Source organism: Deltaproteobacteria bacterium, assembly GCA_016210005.1.
GTDB lineage: Bacteria > Desulfobacterota > Binatia > HRBIN30 > JACQVA1 > JACQVA1.
The window spans coordinates 38515-55144 of the sequence record JACQVA010000022.1 but is presented as its reverse complement, the minus strand read 5'-3'; the positions used below and the strand labels follow the sequence as shown (position 1 = coordinate 55144).

11 protein-coding genes are annotated in these 16630 nt (G+C 67.3%); 9 read left to right on the top strand and 2 right to left on the bottom strand.

Annotation, left to right across the window (positions count from 1 at the left end; translation table 11 throughout):
• Positions 1–59 precede the first annotated feature (59 nt).
• From HY699_03640 to HY699_03630, 3 genes are read left to right on the top strand one after another with little or no spacing between them, the layout of a single operon-like run.
• The gene (locus tag HY699_03640) at positions 60–4535 is read left to right on the top strand and encodes a CoA activase (protein ID MBI4514894.1); all 4476 of its coding nucleotides are present in this window, start codon (positions 60–62) and stop codon (positions 4533–4535) included.
• A complete protein-coding gene (locus HY699_03635) occupies positions 4532–5617 on the top strand; it encodes a DUF2804 domain-containing protein (GenBank protein MBI4514893.1) in 1086 nt (361 codons plus the stop codon). The genes HY699_03640 and HY699_03635 overlap by 4 nt, the downstream gene beginning before the upstream one ends.
• Positions 5611–5805, top strand: coding sequence for a hypothetical protein (locus HY699_03630; protein MBI4514892.1), 195 nt, complete (start codon positions 5611–5613; stop codon positions 5803–5805). The genes HY699_03635 and HY699_03630 overlap by 7 nt, the downstream gene beginning before the upstream one ends.
• Here HY699_03630 and HY699_03625 read toward each other — a convergent pair whose 3' ends face one another.
• Together HY699_03625 and HY699_03620 are read right to left on the bottom strand one after the other, a co-directional pair.
• A complete protein-coding gene (locus HY699_03625; GenBank protein ID MBI4514891.1) occupies positions 5806–7233 on the bottom strand; it encodes a sigma-54-dependent Fis family transcriptional regulator in 1428 nt (475 codons plus the stop codon).
• On the bottom strand, positions 7230–9239 hold the full coding sequence (locus HY699_03620; protein ID MBI4514890.1) for a hypothetical protein: 2010 nt from the start codon (positions 9237–9239) through the stop codon (positions 7230–7232). Before HY699_03620 ends, HY699_03625 begins: the two co-directional genes overlap by 4 nt.
• Before the next feature lie 321 nt (positions 9240–9560).
• Between HY699_03620 and HY699_03615 the strand changes: the two genes are divergently transcribed.
• Genes HY699_03615 through HY699_03590 form a run of 6 tightly spaced genes read left to right on the top strand, consistent with a single transcriptional unit; the run spans position 9561 to position 16585 of the window.
• On the top strand, positions 9561–10118 hold the full coding sequence (locus tag HY699_03615; protein ID MBI4514889.1) for a cytochrome c3 family protein: 558 nt from the start codon (positions 9561–9563) through the stop codon (positions 10116–10118).
• A gap of 12 nt (positions 10119–10130) precedes the next feature.
• The gene (locus HY699_03610; protein MBI4514888.1) at positions 10131–12929 is read left to right on the top strand and encodes a 4Fe-4S dicluster domain-containing protein; all 2799 of its coding nucleotides are present in this window, start codon (positions 10131–10133) and stop codon (positions 12927–12929) included.
• On the top strand, positions 12926–14320 hold the full coding sequence (nrfD, locus tag HY699_03605; GenBank protein ID MBI4514887.1) for a polysulfide reductase NrfD: 1395 nt from the start codon (positions 12926–12928) through the stop codon (positions 14318–14320). The genes HY699_03610 and nrfD overlap by 4 nt, the downstream gene beginning before the upstream one ends.
• On the top strand, positions 14317–14835 hold the full coding sequence (locus tag HY699_03600; protein ID MBI4514886.1) for a DUF3341 domain-containing protein: 519 nt from the start codon (positions 14317–14319) through the stop codon (positions 14833–14835). Before nrfD ends, HY699_03600 begins: the two co-directional genes overlap by 4 nt.
• Positions 14835–15419: a cytochrome c gene (locus HY699_03595; protein MBI4514885.1), complete on the top strand. Its 585-nt coding sequence runs from the start codon at positions 14835–14837 to the stop codon at positions 15417–15419. Before HY699_03600 ends, HY699_03595 begins: the two co-directional genes overlap by 1 nt.
• A complete protein-coding gene (locus HY699_03590) occupies positions 15416–16585 on the top strand; it encodes a hypothetical protein (protein ID MBI4514884.1) in 1170 nt (389 codons plus the stop codon). The genes HY699_03595 and HY699_03590 overlap by 4 nt, the downstream gene beginning before the upstream one ends.
• The last annotated feature ends 45 nt before the right edge of the window (positions 16586–16630 follow it).

The window sequence follows — 16630 nt, the reverse complement described above, 5'->3', positions numbered from 1 at the left end:
CGTGGGCCGTGCCCGTCGTTTGATCCTGCGGTCGCAAAGTGCTTTTTTGGGCCACCGCGATGAGCCCAACGACGGAGCCGCCACGGAGGGAGCGGTATCTCGGAATCGATCTCGGTGCCGAGACCATCAAAGTCGCCGAGCTGCGCCGCCACGGCCCAGGCCTCGAGTGGGCCGGTCACTGGCTTGCGGAGCATGACAAGCAGCCCGCGGCCGCGCTGCGATCGGTGCTGGACAACATCGGCTGGGATGGCGTCAGCGGCGCCGCGGTGAGCGGGCGCTTCAGTTGTCAGCTCGCCCTGCCGCGGGTTCCGACCAAGCAAGCTCAGGCCGCCGGCTTTCGCTTCCTCGGCAAAGCGACGTCGGCCACCATCATCTCTATCGGCGGACATGGATTCTCGGTACTAGAGCTACGCGACAGCGGTGCCGAGGTCTTTCGCGAGAACTCGCGCTGCTCTCAGGGCACGGGCAACTTCTTGCGCCAGCTGGTCCAGCGCTTCGATCTCAGCATCGAAGCTGCCAGTGCGCTGTGCGAGCGGGTGGAGAATCCGGCGGCGCTGTCGGGGCGCTGTCCGGTCATCCTCAAGACCGACATGACCCACCTGGCCAACAAGGGCGAGGATCGCGCCCGCATTCTGGCGGGCCTGTACGACGCCGTATGCGAAAACGTGCAGGTGCTGATCAAGCCGCAGGTGAGCCCGGCCAAGGCCATGCTGATCGGCGGCATCAGCCGCTCGGCCCGCATTCGGAGCAACTTCGCGCGCTTCCTGGCCGCTCGCGGCATGGTGTTGCTCGAGGCGAGCGAAGACGAGGCGCTTTTTCTGGAAGCGCTCGGTGCGGCTGCGCTGGCCTCGGAACGGTCGCAGGCAGTGCCCGCGTTGGCAGCGCTGTTCGTGCCCGCCGCGGTTGCGGAGTTCGACTCGGTTCCGGCGCTGGCCGGTTCATTGGCCCGCGTGCGGCGCCTGCCGCGGCCACAGCCGCCGGCCGCCGACGCAGCACCGGGTGGGCTCATTCTCGGCTTCGACATCGGCTCGACCGGCTCGAAGATCGTCGCTCTCGACGGCGCCGGCCGGCAGCCGCTATGGGAAGACTACGTCAATACCAACGGCAACCCGGTCGCGGCCGCGCAGGCACTGATGCGCCGCTTCGTCGAGAGTGCGGCGGGGCGCTGGCCGGTGCTGGCTTGCGCCGTCACCGGCAGTGGCCGTGAGATTGTCGGCTCGCTGCTGGCCACCTGCTACGGGGTGGCAGCGGTCTACGTACTCAACGAAATCGCCGCCCACGCCGAGGGCGCGCGCCACTACGATCCGCGCGTGGACACCATCTTCGAGATCGGCGGGCAGGACGCCAAGTACATTCGCCTGGCCGAGGGTCGCGTGATCGACGCCGCCATGAATGAGGCGTGCAGCGCGGGCACCGGCTCGTTCATCGAGGAGCAAGGCCGCAAGTTCGCCGGCATCGACGGCGTCGCCCAGCTCGGCCAGGAGGCCATAGCCAGCGGCTGCGGTGTTTCGCTCGGCCAGCATTGCTCCGTGTTCATGGCCGAAGTCATCGACGAGGCGGTGGCCGCCGGTGTCGAGAAGCGCGCCATCATCGCCGGCTTGTACGACTCGATCGTGCAGAACTACCTCAATCGAGTTAAAGGCAGCCGCTCGGTCGGCGACGTCATCTTCTGCCAAGGCATGCCGTTCTCGGCCGACGCGCTGGCCGCCGCCGTCGCCCGCCAAACCGGCAGTGAAGTGATCGTGCCGCCGAATCCGGGAACTGTGGGGGCTCTCGGCATCGCACTGTTGGCGAGCAAGGAGATCGCTTTGGCAGAGCGCAGCGCGCTCGACCCGCGGCGCTTCCTCGAAGCTCAGGTCGTGCGCAAAGACACGTTCATCTGTAGATCGGCCCGGGGTTGCGGCGGCAGCGGCAACCGCTGCCGCATCGAGCGCCTGGCGACTTCGACCAACGCCACCACCCAGCGCTTCACCTGGGGCGGGGCCTGCTCGCTGTGGGATAAGGGCACCGGCAAGCGCAAGCTGCCCGATCTCGCCCCTAACCCTTTCCGTGAGCGCGAGGAACTGGTGGAGGAGGTCATCGCGCAGACGACGCGCCTGCGCGGGCGGCCGACCATCGCCATCACCGACGAGTTCGTGCTCAAGGGGCTTTTCCCGTTCTTCGCCACCTTCTTGCACCAACTCGGCTTCGACCTGATCGTGCGCCGTGGCGCGGATCAGGCGGCGCTCAAGCGCGGCATCGAGCGCGCCAACGTGCCCTTCTGCGCGCCCATGCAGCAGTTCCACGGCTTGGTCAGCACCATGGTCGAGGACAAACCTGACTTCCTGTTCCTGCCGATGCTGCGCGGCGTGCCGCACGTGGCAGAAGCAGGCCGGGCGGCCGTATGCCCAATCGTGCAGGGCAGCCCCGACGTGTTGCGCTGGGACTTGGGCGCGTGTCGCAACGGCGGCGGCAACGGCAAGTGCCCGCCGCCGCGGCCCACCGCAACCGCCGCGGCGGCGATGCCCGCACGTGACGCTCGCCGGCAGTTGCCATCGGGCAACGATCCCTGCGCTTGGCTTCCGGCCGGAACCGCCGCGGCCAACGTGATCTCGCCGGTGATCGACTTCGGCGGCGGCAACCTCGACTCGCGCCGGTTCAGAGACAGCTGCCAGCGCCTGGCGCACGCCTTCGGCGCCAACGGCGGCAGTGCTTGGCTGGCAGCTTACCGCAGCGCCTGCGCGGTTCAGCAACGCTTCGAGGAAGCTTGCCTGGAGCTGGGCCAGCGCGCGTTGGCATTCTGCGCGGCGCATGAGGTCGTGCCGATCGTCGTGCTCGGCCGCGCCTACACGATCTACAACAAGGTGCTCAATTCCAACGTGCCCGCTATCATCCGCGAGCAGGGCGCGCTGGCGATTCCGGTCGATTGCTATCCGGTGGCGGCGGACGTACCCGTCTTCGAGGACATGTACTGGGGCTACGGCCAGCGCAGTCTGCGCGCCGCGCACCAGCTCCGCCGCCGCCCGGGTATCTACAGCCTGTGGTGCAGTAACTACTCCTGCGGTCCAGACAGCTTCTGCTTGCACTTTTATAGCTACATCATGCAGGGCCGGCCCTTCGCGGTGATCGAGACCGACGGCCACGCCGGCGATGCCGGCACCAAAACCCGCGTCGAGGCCTTCTTGCACTGCGTGCAGCAAGATCGGTCGGGGGCGGCGCGCGCCAACACCGTTAATGACTTCGGCAACATCGAGCGCCAGCGCCCGCGTCCGGCCGACGTCCGGGCGCGCGGTGAAACGGTGCTCATTCCGCGCATGGGACCGGGTGCCGACATCCTGGCGGCCGCCCTCAGCGGCGCCGGCATACCGGCGCAGAGCCTGCCGCTGCCCGATCGCGCCGCGCTGCAGCTCGGCCGCCGCTACACCTCGGGCAAAGAGTGCGTACCCATGTGCATCACCCTGGGCAGCCTGCTGCAACGCCTCGAGCGCGAGCGGCATACGGCTTCGCGCTTCGTCTTCTTGATGCCGCGCACCAACGGTCCGTGCCGCTTCGGCGTCTATAACCTGCTGCACAAGATCGTGCTCGAGCGCCTGGGCTGGCACGAGCGCGTGCGCGTGTGGGCGCCGATGGACATAGATTACAGTGAAGGCATGCCCTCCGGACTCCTGCCCTTATGCGTCGCCGGCTGGATCGCCACCGACGTTCTGCTCCAAGGGCTACACGATGTGCGGCCGGTGGAGAACGCCGCCGGTGCGGCCGAGGCGGTGTTCCGCCGCTACGCCACGCAGCTGGTCGAGCGTGTCCGGGCCGAGGCCGGCAAGCAGCCCACCATTCGTCACAGCCTGATCCAGGCATTAACCGGGCGTCTGTTTGGCTGCACTGCCATCCTGCGGCGCGCGGCCCGCGACTACGCCGCAGCTAAGACCGAGCGGCAGCTGCCGACGGTGGCGGTCGTCGGTGAGATCTACGTGCGCTGCGATCCGTTTGCCAACGACTTCGTTATCGACAAGCTCGAGCGCCGCGGCCTGCGGGCGCTTTTGGCACCCTTCAACGAGTGGCTCGAGTACGCCGACTGGTGCCATACGCAGGAGGGCCGAACCGGCGGTGTCGGCGCCCGCCTGAGCAGCGCACTGCTGCTGCGGACCCAGCAGGTGCTGCATGCCACGCTGGCGCGCCGACTCGGTTGGCACGCGCGCACCAGCGTCCGGGATTCACTGTCGGCGGCTGCGCCCTACCTGCGCACCTCCTTGTTTGGCGAGGCGGTGCTTACCGTGGGCAGCGCGGTGCACGAGTGGCGCAGCGGCGCGGTGGACGGTGTCGTCAACGTCGGCCCGCTCGAGTGTATGCCCGGTAAGCTGGCCGAGGCCCAGCTCTTTCACGCCGGCGAGCGTGAAGGCTTGCCGTCGCTGAGCCTGCCGTTCAACGGCGACCCCTTGGATGGGCAGCTCCTGGATAACTTCGCCTTCGAGGTCCACAACGGCTATCGCCGCCGCCGGAGCGCCCTCGGCGCTGCGCGGGCGGCGACGGGCACGCCAGCCGGGAGCGCGCGCACATGACGGCGCGCCGGCGTTTGCCCGAGTGGCTGCCGACTGTGGATCAGCGCATGGCGGGAGGCGGCTATCCGTTATCTTACAGCGAGCGTGAGCTCAGCGAGCCGGTGGCTTTGTGCGACGACAGCGGCCGGCTCAACCGCGCCGCTTGTGGTTGGGCGCGGCAGCCGATCATCCGCGGTAACCTCTCGGGACATTGGCCGCGCAAGAAGAAATGGAATTTCTGGAACTGGATCTGCCCGCGTTTCGTCTTCTCGGTGACGCTGGCCGACATCGACTACGCTGCCTTCTGCGCCGTCTCGTTCACCGACTTCGAGACCGGCAAGAGCGTTTCGCGCCAGGAGTTCACGCGCCCGCGGTCCCTCGCCCTGCCCGAGCGGGTCGAGTCGCCGGTCAGCTTCCACGGTCGCAACCTCGGGTACAGCAACGGCAACGACGGCGGCGATATCCCGGTGCGCTTCAATGGGCAGGCAAAGGACGGTACCAGCCTGGCCGCGGATTTCGTTGTCCGCAAGCCACCGGCGCACGAGAGCTTGAGCGTAGTGGTGCCGTGGAGCGCCGAGCGCTTCCAGCTGAACTGCAAGGAGAACACGCGCCCGTGCGAGGGCTCAGTAACAGTCGGTGACCGCCGCTACCTCATGGACCCGGCCGACTGCCACGCGGTGCAGGACTTCGGCCGCGGCCTGTGGCCGTACCGCTCGTTTTGGAACTGGGCGGTGTGCACCGGAGTGCAAGACGGCCGCCGCATCGGTGTCAACGTGGGCGCGAAGTGGACCACCGGCACCGGCGCCAACGAGAACGCGTTTTGCATCGACGGGCGGCTATACAAGATCATGGAGGATCTCACCTGGGAGTACGACTCCGGCGCGGCGATGCGCTCGTGGCGGGTGTACTCGACCCATTCAGACGTGATCGACCTGAGCTTGCAGCCGATCGCCGCCCACTCCTCCAACCTCAACCTTGGCCTGATTGCCACCGGTGGCATCTGCGTGTTCGGCCGCTGGCGGGGAACGATCCGCGTCGAGGGGGCGGCCATCGCCATCACCGATCTGATCGGCTGGGCCGAGGAGTTCGCCCACCGGTGGTAGCGGCGTCGTCCTGGCTGGCGGTCTCGCTCCGGCTCTCGGGCAAACCCGGCGTGCCGCACCGCACACCGGTGCGCGGCCTGTGGTTCATCGGCTCGCAGAGCGAAAGCGCCGGCAACGTCATCCAAGGCGCCGCCCAGGCGGCGTTGAGGTGCCCCTCCTACTGCGGCTCGCGGATCTGTAGTGCCTAGCTAGGGCTCGCCGCCGGCTTCGTCGTTGGGCGGGGCTTCGTTCTCGGGTTCGATGTCGCTGTCACCGGCGAGGCCGAGGCGTTTGAGGATACGGTGCAGCGCGGCGCGGGTTATTCCAGCTTTACGCGCGGCGGCGCTGATCTTGCCGCCGCTGTCTTCGAGTAGCCGCTCGACGTAGCGGCGCTGAAAGCGCTCGATGGCCAGACGCTTGGCCTCCTCGTAGGCGAGGCTGTCGTCGCCCTCGGGCTGCCAGTCAAGATCGTCGTCCTCGATCATAATGTCGCCCGGGCCGATTTCGTTGCCGTGGGCCATGACCGCCGCCCGCTCGATGACGTTTTGCAGCTCGCGCACGTTGCCGGGCCAATCGTGCGAGATCAGCAAGCGCAATGCCCGGGGCGACAGCCGCCTCGGGGTCTTGCCCGGGGCGGCGGCGCGTTCGAGAAACAAGTTGGCCAGCAGCGGGATGTCCTCGATGCGCTCGCGTAGTGGCGGCACGGCGATGCGCATGACCGAAAGCCGGTAGTAAAGATCGCGGCGCAGCGTAGCCTCGCGCAACAAGCGGCGCGGATCGACGTTGGTGGCGGCGATGATGCGCACGTCGACCCGCACGGGCTGGGCCGAGCCCAGCGGCAAGACCTCGCGCTCTTGCAAGGCGCGCAGCAGCTTGCTCTGCAAGCCGGCGGGCATGCTGGAGACCTCATCGATCAGTAGCGTACCGCCGTGGGCCTCGACGAACAGCCCCTTACGGTCGCGGTCCGCGCCGGTGTAGGCGCCCTTCTTGGCGCCGAACAACTCGGCGTCGGCCAGGTTCTCGGGCAACGCCGCGGCGTTGAAGGCGACGAAGGGGTTGGCGGCACGCGGGCTCTCGGCGTGGATGGCCCGCGCCACCAACTCCTTGCCGGTGCCGCTCTCGCCCCAGATCAACACCGTGGCAGCGGTCGGCGCCACCCGCCTGATACCGTCCAGCACCGGCAACATGTGGCGGTCGCGGCTGTAGATGCCGTGAAAGCCGTAAGTGTCCTTGAGTTCGGCCCGCAACCGGGCAATTTCTTCTTCGTCGTGCAGCTCCTTGAGTGCGCGGCGCGCCACCACTAGCAGCTCATCGTTGTTGAACGGCTTGGTGAGATAATCGAAGGCGCCGCGCTTCATCGCGTCCACCGCCGACTCGATGGTGCCGTAGGCCGTGAACAAGATCACCCGGGTTTCCGGCCAGCGCTCGCGGATGCAATCAAGTAGCGACAACCCGTCACGTCCGGGCATCTTGATGTCCGAGAGCACGAGATCGGCAGGCCGCTGTTCGAGCAGTTCGAGGGCTTCTTCCGCCGAGTGGGCGACGACGATGTCATCCGACAGGCCGGAGAGCACCAGCGCCACCCCGCGGGCGAGGTCGCGCTTGTCGTCCACCACCAGTAGGCGCGGGGCGGTCATGCTGCGGCCTCGGCCGCGCGCTCATCGCTGTGGGAGGGAAGGATGACGGTGAAGATGCTACCCCGGCCCGGCTGGCTGGCGACGGTGATCGTACCCCCGTGAGCGGTGACGAGATCGCGGGCGACGGTCAGGCCGAGCCCGGTGCCTTCCGGCTTGGTGGTGTGGAAGGCAGCGAAGATGCGCTCGTGTTCTTCGGGGGCGATGCCCTGGCCGGTGTCGCGAACGTCAATGCGGACGCGGCCGCCGGGAGCGGGGGCGACGTTGAAAGTGAGCGTGCCGCCTTCAGGCATGGCTTCGATGGCGTTGAGGCCGAGGTTCACCAGCACCTGGCGCAGCTGGTCGACATCGCCGTAGACGCTACCCGCTGCGCTGCTGCTGCCTTGGTGCTGTACCAGCACCTTTGATGCCTGCGCTTGCGGCTCGAGTGTGCGCCCGACGTCGCCCATCAACTCGGCCAGCGATGCCTGCCGGCGCTCGGGCGGACGCTGGCGCGCATACTCCAACAAGTCGCGGACGATCTTCTTGCACAGGTTGGCGTTGCGCAGCACGGTGCCGAGATGCTCCGCCAGCGGATGGCCGGCGTCGAGCTTGCCGAGCGCGTGCTGGGCGAACAGGGCGATGGCGCCGAGCGGGTTGTTCAGCTCGTGGGCCAAGCCGGCGGCCAGCTTACCGACCACTGCCATGCGCTCTTGCTGCATGCGCCACGCTTGCGTCTCGATGCGCTCGGTGATGTCGCGCGCCACCATCACCACGCCGCGCAGCGAGCCGTCGCTATCCCAGACGCGTGCGTAACTGCCTTCGTAAGAGCGGCCATCGACCTCGAAGATCGGGTGCAGCTCGACCGGAGCCGGGTCGCTGATTTTGTCGATGAGGTCCTTCCAGCGCTCGGGCGGATGGCAGGCGCGCAAGCCGTCATCGGCCGGCGTGCCTTGGGGCCAGAAGCACTCGGCGGCGCGGTTGCGTAAGCGCACGATGCCGTCGGGCGTGACGTAGAGGACCGCGTCCGCCATGCAGTCGATGATGGTTTGCAGATTCTGCCGTTCGCGTTGCAGCTGTGACTGCGCGGCGGCCAAGTGCTCGGCGTGAGCCGAGAGCTTGGCGCTAGCGCGCGCCAGGCGATCACGCTCACTGCGCAGCACCAGCACCAGGGCGGAAACGATCAATCCGCAGACCACGACCATGGTGGCGACCGCGATGCCGGCGCCGAGATGCAGCAGCGGGTCGGCCGTCGCAGCGCAGCTGCCCGAGGCGTCGCGCAAGCAGCCGGGGGGGATCACCCGCGTGGCCTCCAGTAGCGCCAGTCCGAGCACAAAGGCAGCGATCGCCGCCGCCACTGCGCGGGCTTGGCGCGAATGCAGGATCACCGCCGCAATCACGGCATGGAAGACAAAGAACCCCGCAAAGCGGTTGCCCAGGCCGCCGGCGTGGTGAACCAGCCAGCCCAGAATCAGCACATCTCCCGCCACTTGCAGGCCAAGCGCTCGCTGCGAAGCCAGGCGGCGTGGGCCCAAGGTGGTCAAGCTCGCGTTGAACAAGAGCAACAGGCCCACCCCCGTCCATAGCAGCGCGACTGCTTCCGGATCGAGGCGCCGGCTGGCCTGCGTGGCGAAGGCCACCACTGCGCTCGAGGCGAAAACCGCCACCCAGCGCAGCCCCAACATCCACGCCGCCAGCCCTTCGCGCACCGTTGCGCTTTCCGCTTCGGTGATCGGGACGGCAAGTCCTAAGCTGCTCTCCAGGCGAGGAACGGCGCGGCGCAACAGGTACATCGCCGTGGCCAGCGTGGCTAGCAGCGAGGCCAGCGCGCCACGCACGATGTGGGCCAGGCCGCGTGACTGGCCCGTGAGTTCATCGAGCCAGAGCCGCTCGATCATCTCGTAAGGGATGAACACCAGCGCGCAGGCGCCCAGCCAGATCAAGAGGGCATAGGCCGCGTGGCGAAAGACCGAGTGGTCCAGCAGGCTTGCGGTATGGGATGGCACGGCCGGCTCCGGCTTTCGATTCATTTCTCCGAGCCCGGGCGCGAAGCTACCGTGTCCATCCTCGTGCGATAGCCCATTGCCAGTGTGCTCAGGCGGTATGACCATGCAGACACGGTGCCGGCGGGCACCGCCGTCGCGGGACCGCAGAAAAACGTTGCCAGTCTGCTACGCGACACCCCCGCAATATAGCGGATCGGTCGCCGGCCTGTATACCGCCCTATACGCCGCGCAACCGGAGCTATCCACGACCCGGGTCACGGGCCCTGGATGGTCACGACCGAGCACCAATCGACGGCCGAGCCATGCCGGCACACCCGTTGCTCAAGGGAGCCGGCGGTGCGGGTAATGGATACCACTGACCAGTTGTATCGGTTGGTGCGGCTAGTGGTCTGGCTGCCGTTGATCCTGCTGGTCACCGCCGGCTGTGAGATCGGGGACCTCGGAGGCACCCAGCGGGGTTATGAGCCGGTCCAACCGATTGCCTATTCCCACAAGGTGCACGCCGGCGACTACAAGATGGCGTGCCTCTATTGCCACTACGCCGCCGAGCGCGGGCGCCACGCCGGCGTGCCTGCCGCCAGCCTGTGCATGAATTGCCACACCCAAGTGAAGAAGGACTCGCCCGAGGTCCAGAAACTCGCGGCGGCGGTCGAGTCGGATACGCCGATCCAGTGGGTGCGGGTACATCGCTTCCCGGCCCATTCGCATTTCAACCATGCCCGTCACGTCGCCGGCGGCGAACTGAAGTGTCAGACCTGCCACGGTCCGATCGAGACGATGGATCGGGTTCGCCAGGAGCACGACATGACGATGGGCTTTTGCCTCGATTGCCACCGCCAAACCGCGCAACGGGTTGCTACCGCGCCGGCGCCGTCGACCGATTGTACGGCCTGTCACTACTAGTAGGCGGAGCGCATGTCGGACGTTACCACCTGGAGTCGGCGCGACTTCTTCAAGATCATGGGGCTGTCGGCCTCGGCCGCGGCAGCTGCATGCAGCCGCGCGCCCGTCGAGAAGGTCATTCCCTACGTTCAGCAGCCCGACGATCTTACCCCCGGCGTGGCCAGTTGGTACGCCTCGACCTGTGCTGCCTGCCCCGCGGCATGCGGCATCTTGCTCAAGACGCGCGAGGGCCGGCCGATCAAGGTTGAAGGCAACGGTCTGCATCCGGTCTCACGCGGCGGCGTGTGCGCGGTCGGGCAGGCGGCGGTGCTCTCGCTTTACGACGCCAGCCGTGCCATCGCGCCCGGCACAGCGGGCAAGCCCACTACTTGGAAGGACCTAGACAAGGCCGTGCGCGACAAGCTGCGCGAGTTGGCCGCTGCTGGCCGCGCCCTTCGGGTGGTGGTGCCGGCCTACGTCGGGCCGTCGGCAGAAGCGGCGATCGCACGCTTTGTCGCCAAGTATCCGACCGCGCGCCGGGTGCGTCATGATCCATTCGGGCTCGATGCCATCGCCGAGGCCCATCGCCAGACCCACGGCGTGTCGGCGTTGCCGGCCTACCGGCTCGAAAGCGCGCAGCCGGTGGTGAGCTTCGGCGCCGACTTCCTCGGCACCTGGCTGCAGCCGGTGGCGTTTACCCGCCAGTATGTGAACGCGCGCGATCCGAGCCGCGCCGGCGGCATGCTGCGCCACCTCCAGATCGAGTCGCATCTGACTCTGACCGGGTCGAATGCGGACGTGCGGCTGACGCTGGCGCCGTCGCAGCAGTTGGCGACCTTGCAGGCGCTAGCGGCGCGGCTGGGAGTAGCGGTGCCGGCGGTCTCAAATGGGGTGGACACTGCGGTGGTCGAGCGGATTGCCGGCGAATTGGAGCGGGCACGCGGCGCCAGCCTGGTGCTGTGCGGCAGCGGCGAGGTGGCGGCGCAGGTGCTGGTCAACAGCATCAACGAAGCGCTCGGCAACATCGGTAACACCGTTGCCGTCAGTGATGGCGTGCTGCTGCCCGAGTCGCAAAGCTTCGAGGAATTCCTCGCGGAACTGCGTGCGGGCGAGGTGGCGGCCGTGATCATCGCCGGCGTCAACCCGGTCTACTCCCACCCCAGCGGCGCGGAGTTCGGCGAGTTGCTGGCCAAAGTCGAGCTGACGGTAGCTGCCAGCGACCGGCCCGACGAGACCGCCAGCCACTGCCAACATCTAGCCGTGACCAACCACTTCCTCGAGTCGTGGGCCGATCACGAGGCCGAGCGCGGGGTGTTGAGCCTGTCCCAGCCGGCGGTGGCCCCGCTGTACGATACGCGGCCGGCGTTCGAGTCGCTGCTGGTGTGGGCGGGCGGCAACAAGGCAGCGTACGACTTCGTGCGCGATCGCTGGCGCTCGGAGGTGTTCAAGCGCGCCGCCGATAAGCCCGCCGACTTCGATGAGTTCTGGGAGCGCTCGGTCCGTGACGGGGTAGCGCGTTACGCGCCTGAGCCGCTGCCGGCCGTGTATCAGCCCGAAGCGGTTAGCGCGCTCTTGGCTAGCCGCGCACCGGCCCCGGCGCCGGCCGGCTTGGAGGTGGTGCTGTATTCGCCGGTGGCGCTGCTCGACGGCAGCCTCGCCAACAACGGCTGGCTGCAGGAACTCCCCGATCCCTTGACTAAAGTGACGTGGACTAACACCGCGTGCCTAGCGCCGGCCACCGCCAAGGAACTCGGGGTGGAGGACGGCGAGCTGGTCACCCTGGCGGTCGGCGGGGCCAGCCTCAAGGTGCCGGCGGCGATTCAGCCCGGCACCCATCCGCGGGTGGTGGCGGTGGCCGTCGGCTACGGCCGTACTCACGCCGGCCCGCTCGGCAGCGGCGTCGGCAGCAACGCCTTCACGCTCGCCGGTAGCGCCGGTCGCCCGGGCGCCGCTGCGACCATCGCTCGCACCGGGGAGCGTATCGAGCTGGCGCGCACACAGACCCAGGACTCCCTCGGCGAGCGCGACCTGGTGCGCGAGTTCGACGTACGCGAGCTCCCCGGGGCGGCCCAGACCGGTCACGGCGGTGACGCCGGTGGTCACTCGATGTGGTCGAAGTACGAATACCCGGGCCACCGCTGGGCGATGGCGATCGATTTGTCGGCCTGCACCGGCTGTTCTGCCTGCGTGGTGAGTTGCCAGGCGGAAAACAACATCCCGATCGTCGGCGTCGATGAAGTCCGGCGCGGGCGCGAGCTGCACTGGCTGCGGATCGACCGCTACTACGCCGGCAGTGCAGAGGAGCCGCGCGTGCTGTTTCAGCCGATGACCTGCCAGCAATGCGAGAATGCCCCGTGCGAAACGGTGTGCCCGGTGCTGGCGACGACGCATACTTCCGAGGGGCTCAACGCGCAAGTTTACAATCGCTGCATCGGTACTCGTTACTGCGCCAACAACTGCCCCTTCAAGGTGCGGCGTTTCAATTGGTTCGACTACGAACGCAACGCCACCGAGCGCATGGTGCTCAACCCCGAGGTGGTGGTGCGCAGCCGCGGGGTGATGGAAAAGTGCACTTTCTGCATTCAGCGCATCGAGGAAGGCAAGACGCGGGCGCGGCTGGACGGCCGCCCGCTGCAAGACGGTGAGGTTCAGAGCGCGTGCCAGCAGAGCTGCCCGGCCGGAGCGATCGTCTTCGGTGATCTCAATGACCGCAACAGCCGGGTGGCACAACTGGCGGGCAGCGGCCGCGCCTATCGCTTGCTGACCGAGCTCAACGTCGAGCCGGCAGTGCGTTACTTGGCGCGCGTGCGAGACCATGGGAGGGCAGTATGAGCCACGCACATCGGAGTTCATTGCGGCCGCCGCTGGTGACGGCGGAGCGCACTTTGGCCGAGATCACCGAGGAGATCTGTGCACCGCTTGACCGCCGCCCGGGCCTGGCCTGGTGGTCGGCGTTTGTGGTTGCGTTCAGCGCCTTCATGCTGGGCGCTTACTGCATCTATCTGTTGCTGAGCAAGGGCGTCGGGGTCTGGGGCCTCAACAAGACCGTCGGCTGGGGTTTCGACATCACCAACTTCGTGTTCTGGATCGGCATCGGTCACGCCGGCACGTTGATCTCCGCGATCCTGTTCTTGTTCCGGCAGAAGTGGCGTACGGCAGTCAATCGCGCGGCCGAAGCGATGACCATCTTCGCCGTCTGTACCGCCGGGCTGTTTCCGATTCTGCACATGGGGCGGCCGTGGTTGGCGTTCTGGGCGCTGCCGTACCCGAACACGCGCGGCAGCCTGTGGGTCAACTTCCGCTCGCCGCTGCTGTGGGACGTGTTCGCCATCAGCACCTACCTGATCATCTCGGCGGTGTTCTGGTACATCGGCCTGCTCCCCGACTTGGCCACGGCGCGCGACCGGGCGACTAACCGGGTGCAGCGCGGGGTCTACGGCGTGCTCGCTCTCGGTTGGAACGGCTCACACCGTACCTGGTCGCGCTACGAGACCGTCTACATGCTGCTGGCGGCGCTGGCGACACCACTGGTGCTGTCAGTTCACAGCATCGTCTCGATGGACTTCGCCACCGCGGTGCTGCCGGGCTGGCACGCGACCATCTTCCCGCCGTACTTCGTCGCCGGCGCGGTGTTTTCCGGCTTCGCCATGGTGCTGACGCTGATGATCATCGTGCGACGGGTGCTCGCCTGGGAGCACCTCATCACCATCAAGCACCTGGAAAACATGGCCAAGATCATCATCGTGACCGGCGGCATCGTCGGCGTCGCCTACGCCACCGAGTTCTTCACCGCCTGGTACTCCGGCAACCCCAACGAGCGCTTCGCCTTCATGAACCGCATCGGCGGTCCCTACGCCTGGTCGTACTGGACGATGGTGAGCTGCAACGTGCTGGCGCCGCAACTGATGTGGTTCAAGCGGCTGCGCACCAGCCCGGTGGCGCTGTTCGCGCTCTCGCTGGTGATCAACGTCGGCATGTGGTTCGAGCGCTTCGTCATCATCGTCACCTCGTTACATCGCGACCTGATCCCCTCGAGCTGGGTGATGTACCACCCCAGCTGGGTGGAAATCGGAACTTTGCTCGGCTCCTTCGGCATGTTCTTCACCTTCTTCCTGCTGTTCACGCGGGTGCTACCGATGGTGTCGATCGGCGAGGTGAAGGGCGTGCTGGGCGAGAGCCGTGTGCGCCTGCGTCCGGTGGAGCCGGAGAGGGCTGTGGCATGAGTGCACGTCTGTTCGTGGCCTGGTTTGAAGAGGAGGACGACATCCGCGCGGCGACCACCGCGGCGCGCGAGGCGGGCTTCAACATTTACGACATCTACACGCCCTACGCGGTGCACGGGCTGGACGAGGCGATGGGCTTGCGCCCATCGCGCCTGACGGCGGTGTGTCTGGGCTTTGCGCTGGTCGGCCTCGGCTTTGCGCTCGGCTTTCAGTATTGGGCCTCGGTGGTGTCGTGGCCGCTCAACGTCGGCGGCAAGCCGCTCAATTCCCTGCCGGCGTTTATTCCGGTGACCTTCGAGTTGACGGTGTTGTTGGCCGGGTTGGGAACGGTGGCGGCGCTGTTGGTGCGGGCCGGGTTGTATCCGCGGCGGCCGCAGCGTTTCGTGCCCGAGCGCGTCACCAACGATCGCTTTGCGCTGGCACTGGCCGCCGATGGCCGCTTCGATGAGACCGGAGCGCGCGGGCTGTGCCGCCGCGCCGGCGCGGTAGAGACGGCCTTCGCGGAGGCCTGCTGATGAAGCCAGCCTGGCTGCTCGTCGTCGTGGTCCTCGGCGCTGCCGGCTGCAGCACCGATCCGACGACGCCGCGGTGGGAGTATTTCCCCGATATGGTCAGCGCGGTGGCCTACGAAGCGTACTCGCCCAACCCGATCACGCGCGACGGCAAGACCATGCTGGCTCCGGCCCCCAACACCATCGCGCGCGGCGCGGTGCCGTTTCGCTACGGCGTCGGTCCGGGCGAGGCCGCCGATGCCGGCCGCCAGCTGCACAATCCGCTGGCGCCATCGCCGGCAGTGCTCGCCCGTGGGCAGAAGGTCTTCGAGACCTTCTGCCTCCCCTGTCACGGCGCCGCTGGCGCGGGCGACGGTCCGATGATCCCGAAGTTCTCCAAGCCCCCGTCGCTGCTCGCCGAGCGTGCCCGCACGATTCCCGACGGCCACATTTTTCACATCATCACGCGCGGGCAGAATCTGATGCCGTCGCACGGCGCGCAGGTGCAACCCCACGATCGCTGGCAGGTGATTCACTACTTGCGCGCGCTGCAAGCCGCAGCGGTGCAGACGGCGCAAGCGCCGAGTGCGCCAGGAGAGCAGCCGTGAGGAAACCGGCTTCGTACTTATCCCCGCAACTGCGGCCCTGGTTGCTGGCAGCAGCCGGCTGCGGCCTGCCGGCCTTCCTTGCCGGCACTGTCGTGTCACCGGTAGTGGCGTGGTCAACCATGCTGACTTCGAGCTTCTTCTTCCTCACTCTGGCCCTGGGAGCGTTGGTATTCCTGGCGATCTTGTCGGTGGCCAACGCCGGATGGCACAGCGCACTCAAGCGTGTGCCCGAAGCCCTGGCAGCCTACCTGCCGGTGGGTGCGCTCACCACCGTGGTGATGCTGGCCGGCGCACCGCAGCTTTATCATTGGGCCCAGGCCGAGGCGGTGGCGCACGATGCCGTACTGCAGGCCAAGACCGGCTACCTCAACGTGCCGTTCTTCGCCCTACGCATGATCGTGATACTGGCGATTTGGATCGCCTTCGCGGTCGCGCTGCGGCGCAACTCGGTGCAACAGGATGGCGACGGCAAGCCCCAGCGCACGCAGCGCAGCGTCGTGCTGTCGGCGCTGCTGCTGGTGGTGTTCCCGTTCTCGTTCTCGCTCGCCAGCATCGACTGGCTGATGAGTCTCGAGCCGCATTGGGCCAGCACGCTCTTCGGCTTCTACAACATCTCCGGCCTGCTCAGCGCAGCGGTGGCGGTGACGGCGGTCACCATTGTTTTGCTGCGCCGCCGCGGTGAACTGGCGTACCTCAACGGCGGTCATTTCCACGACCTCGGTAAGTTGCTGTTCGGCTTCTGCACCGTGTGGATGTATCTGTGGTTCTCGCAGTATCTGCTGATCTGGTACACCAACATGGCCGAGGAAACACCTTACTATCTGGCCCGCACCAGCGGCGGCTGGGCCGTGCTGTTCTACCTCAACGTGGTGATCAACTGGGTCATCCCGTTTGTCGTGCTGCTGCCGCGCGCCACCAAGTGTTCGGAGCGGGCGATGCTGCGCGTCAGCCTGCTGGTGCTCGCCGGGCGTTGGCTCGACATCTTTCTGATGGTGGCGCCGGCGGTGCGGCAAGGCTACGGTGGTCCGGGTATTCTGGACGTCGCGGTGTTCTTGGCTCTGGGTGCGCTGTTTGTACTGGTGGTGGATCGCGCCCTGGTGGCGGTCCCGCTGTTGGCGAAGAACGATCCCTACCTCGTCGAAGGGCTGCACCACGGGCGGGCGTGAAGCGCCGCGAGTTCGTTTCGCGTTACCGTCGAGCTGTTTGCACTC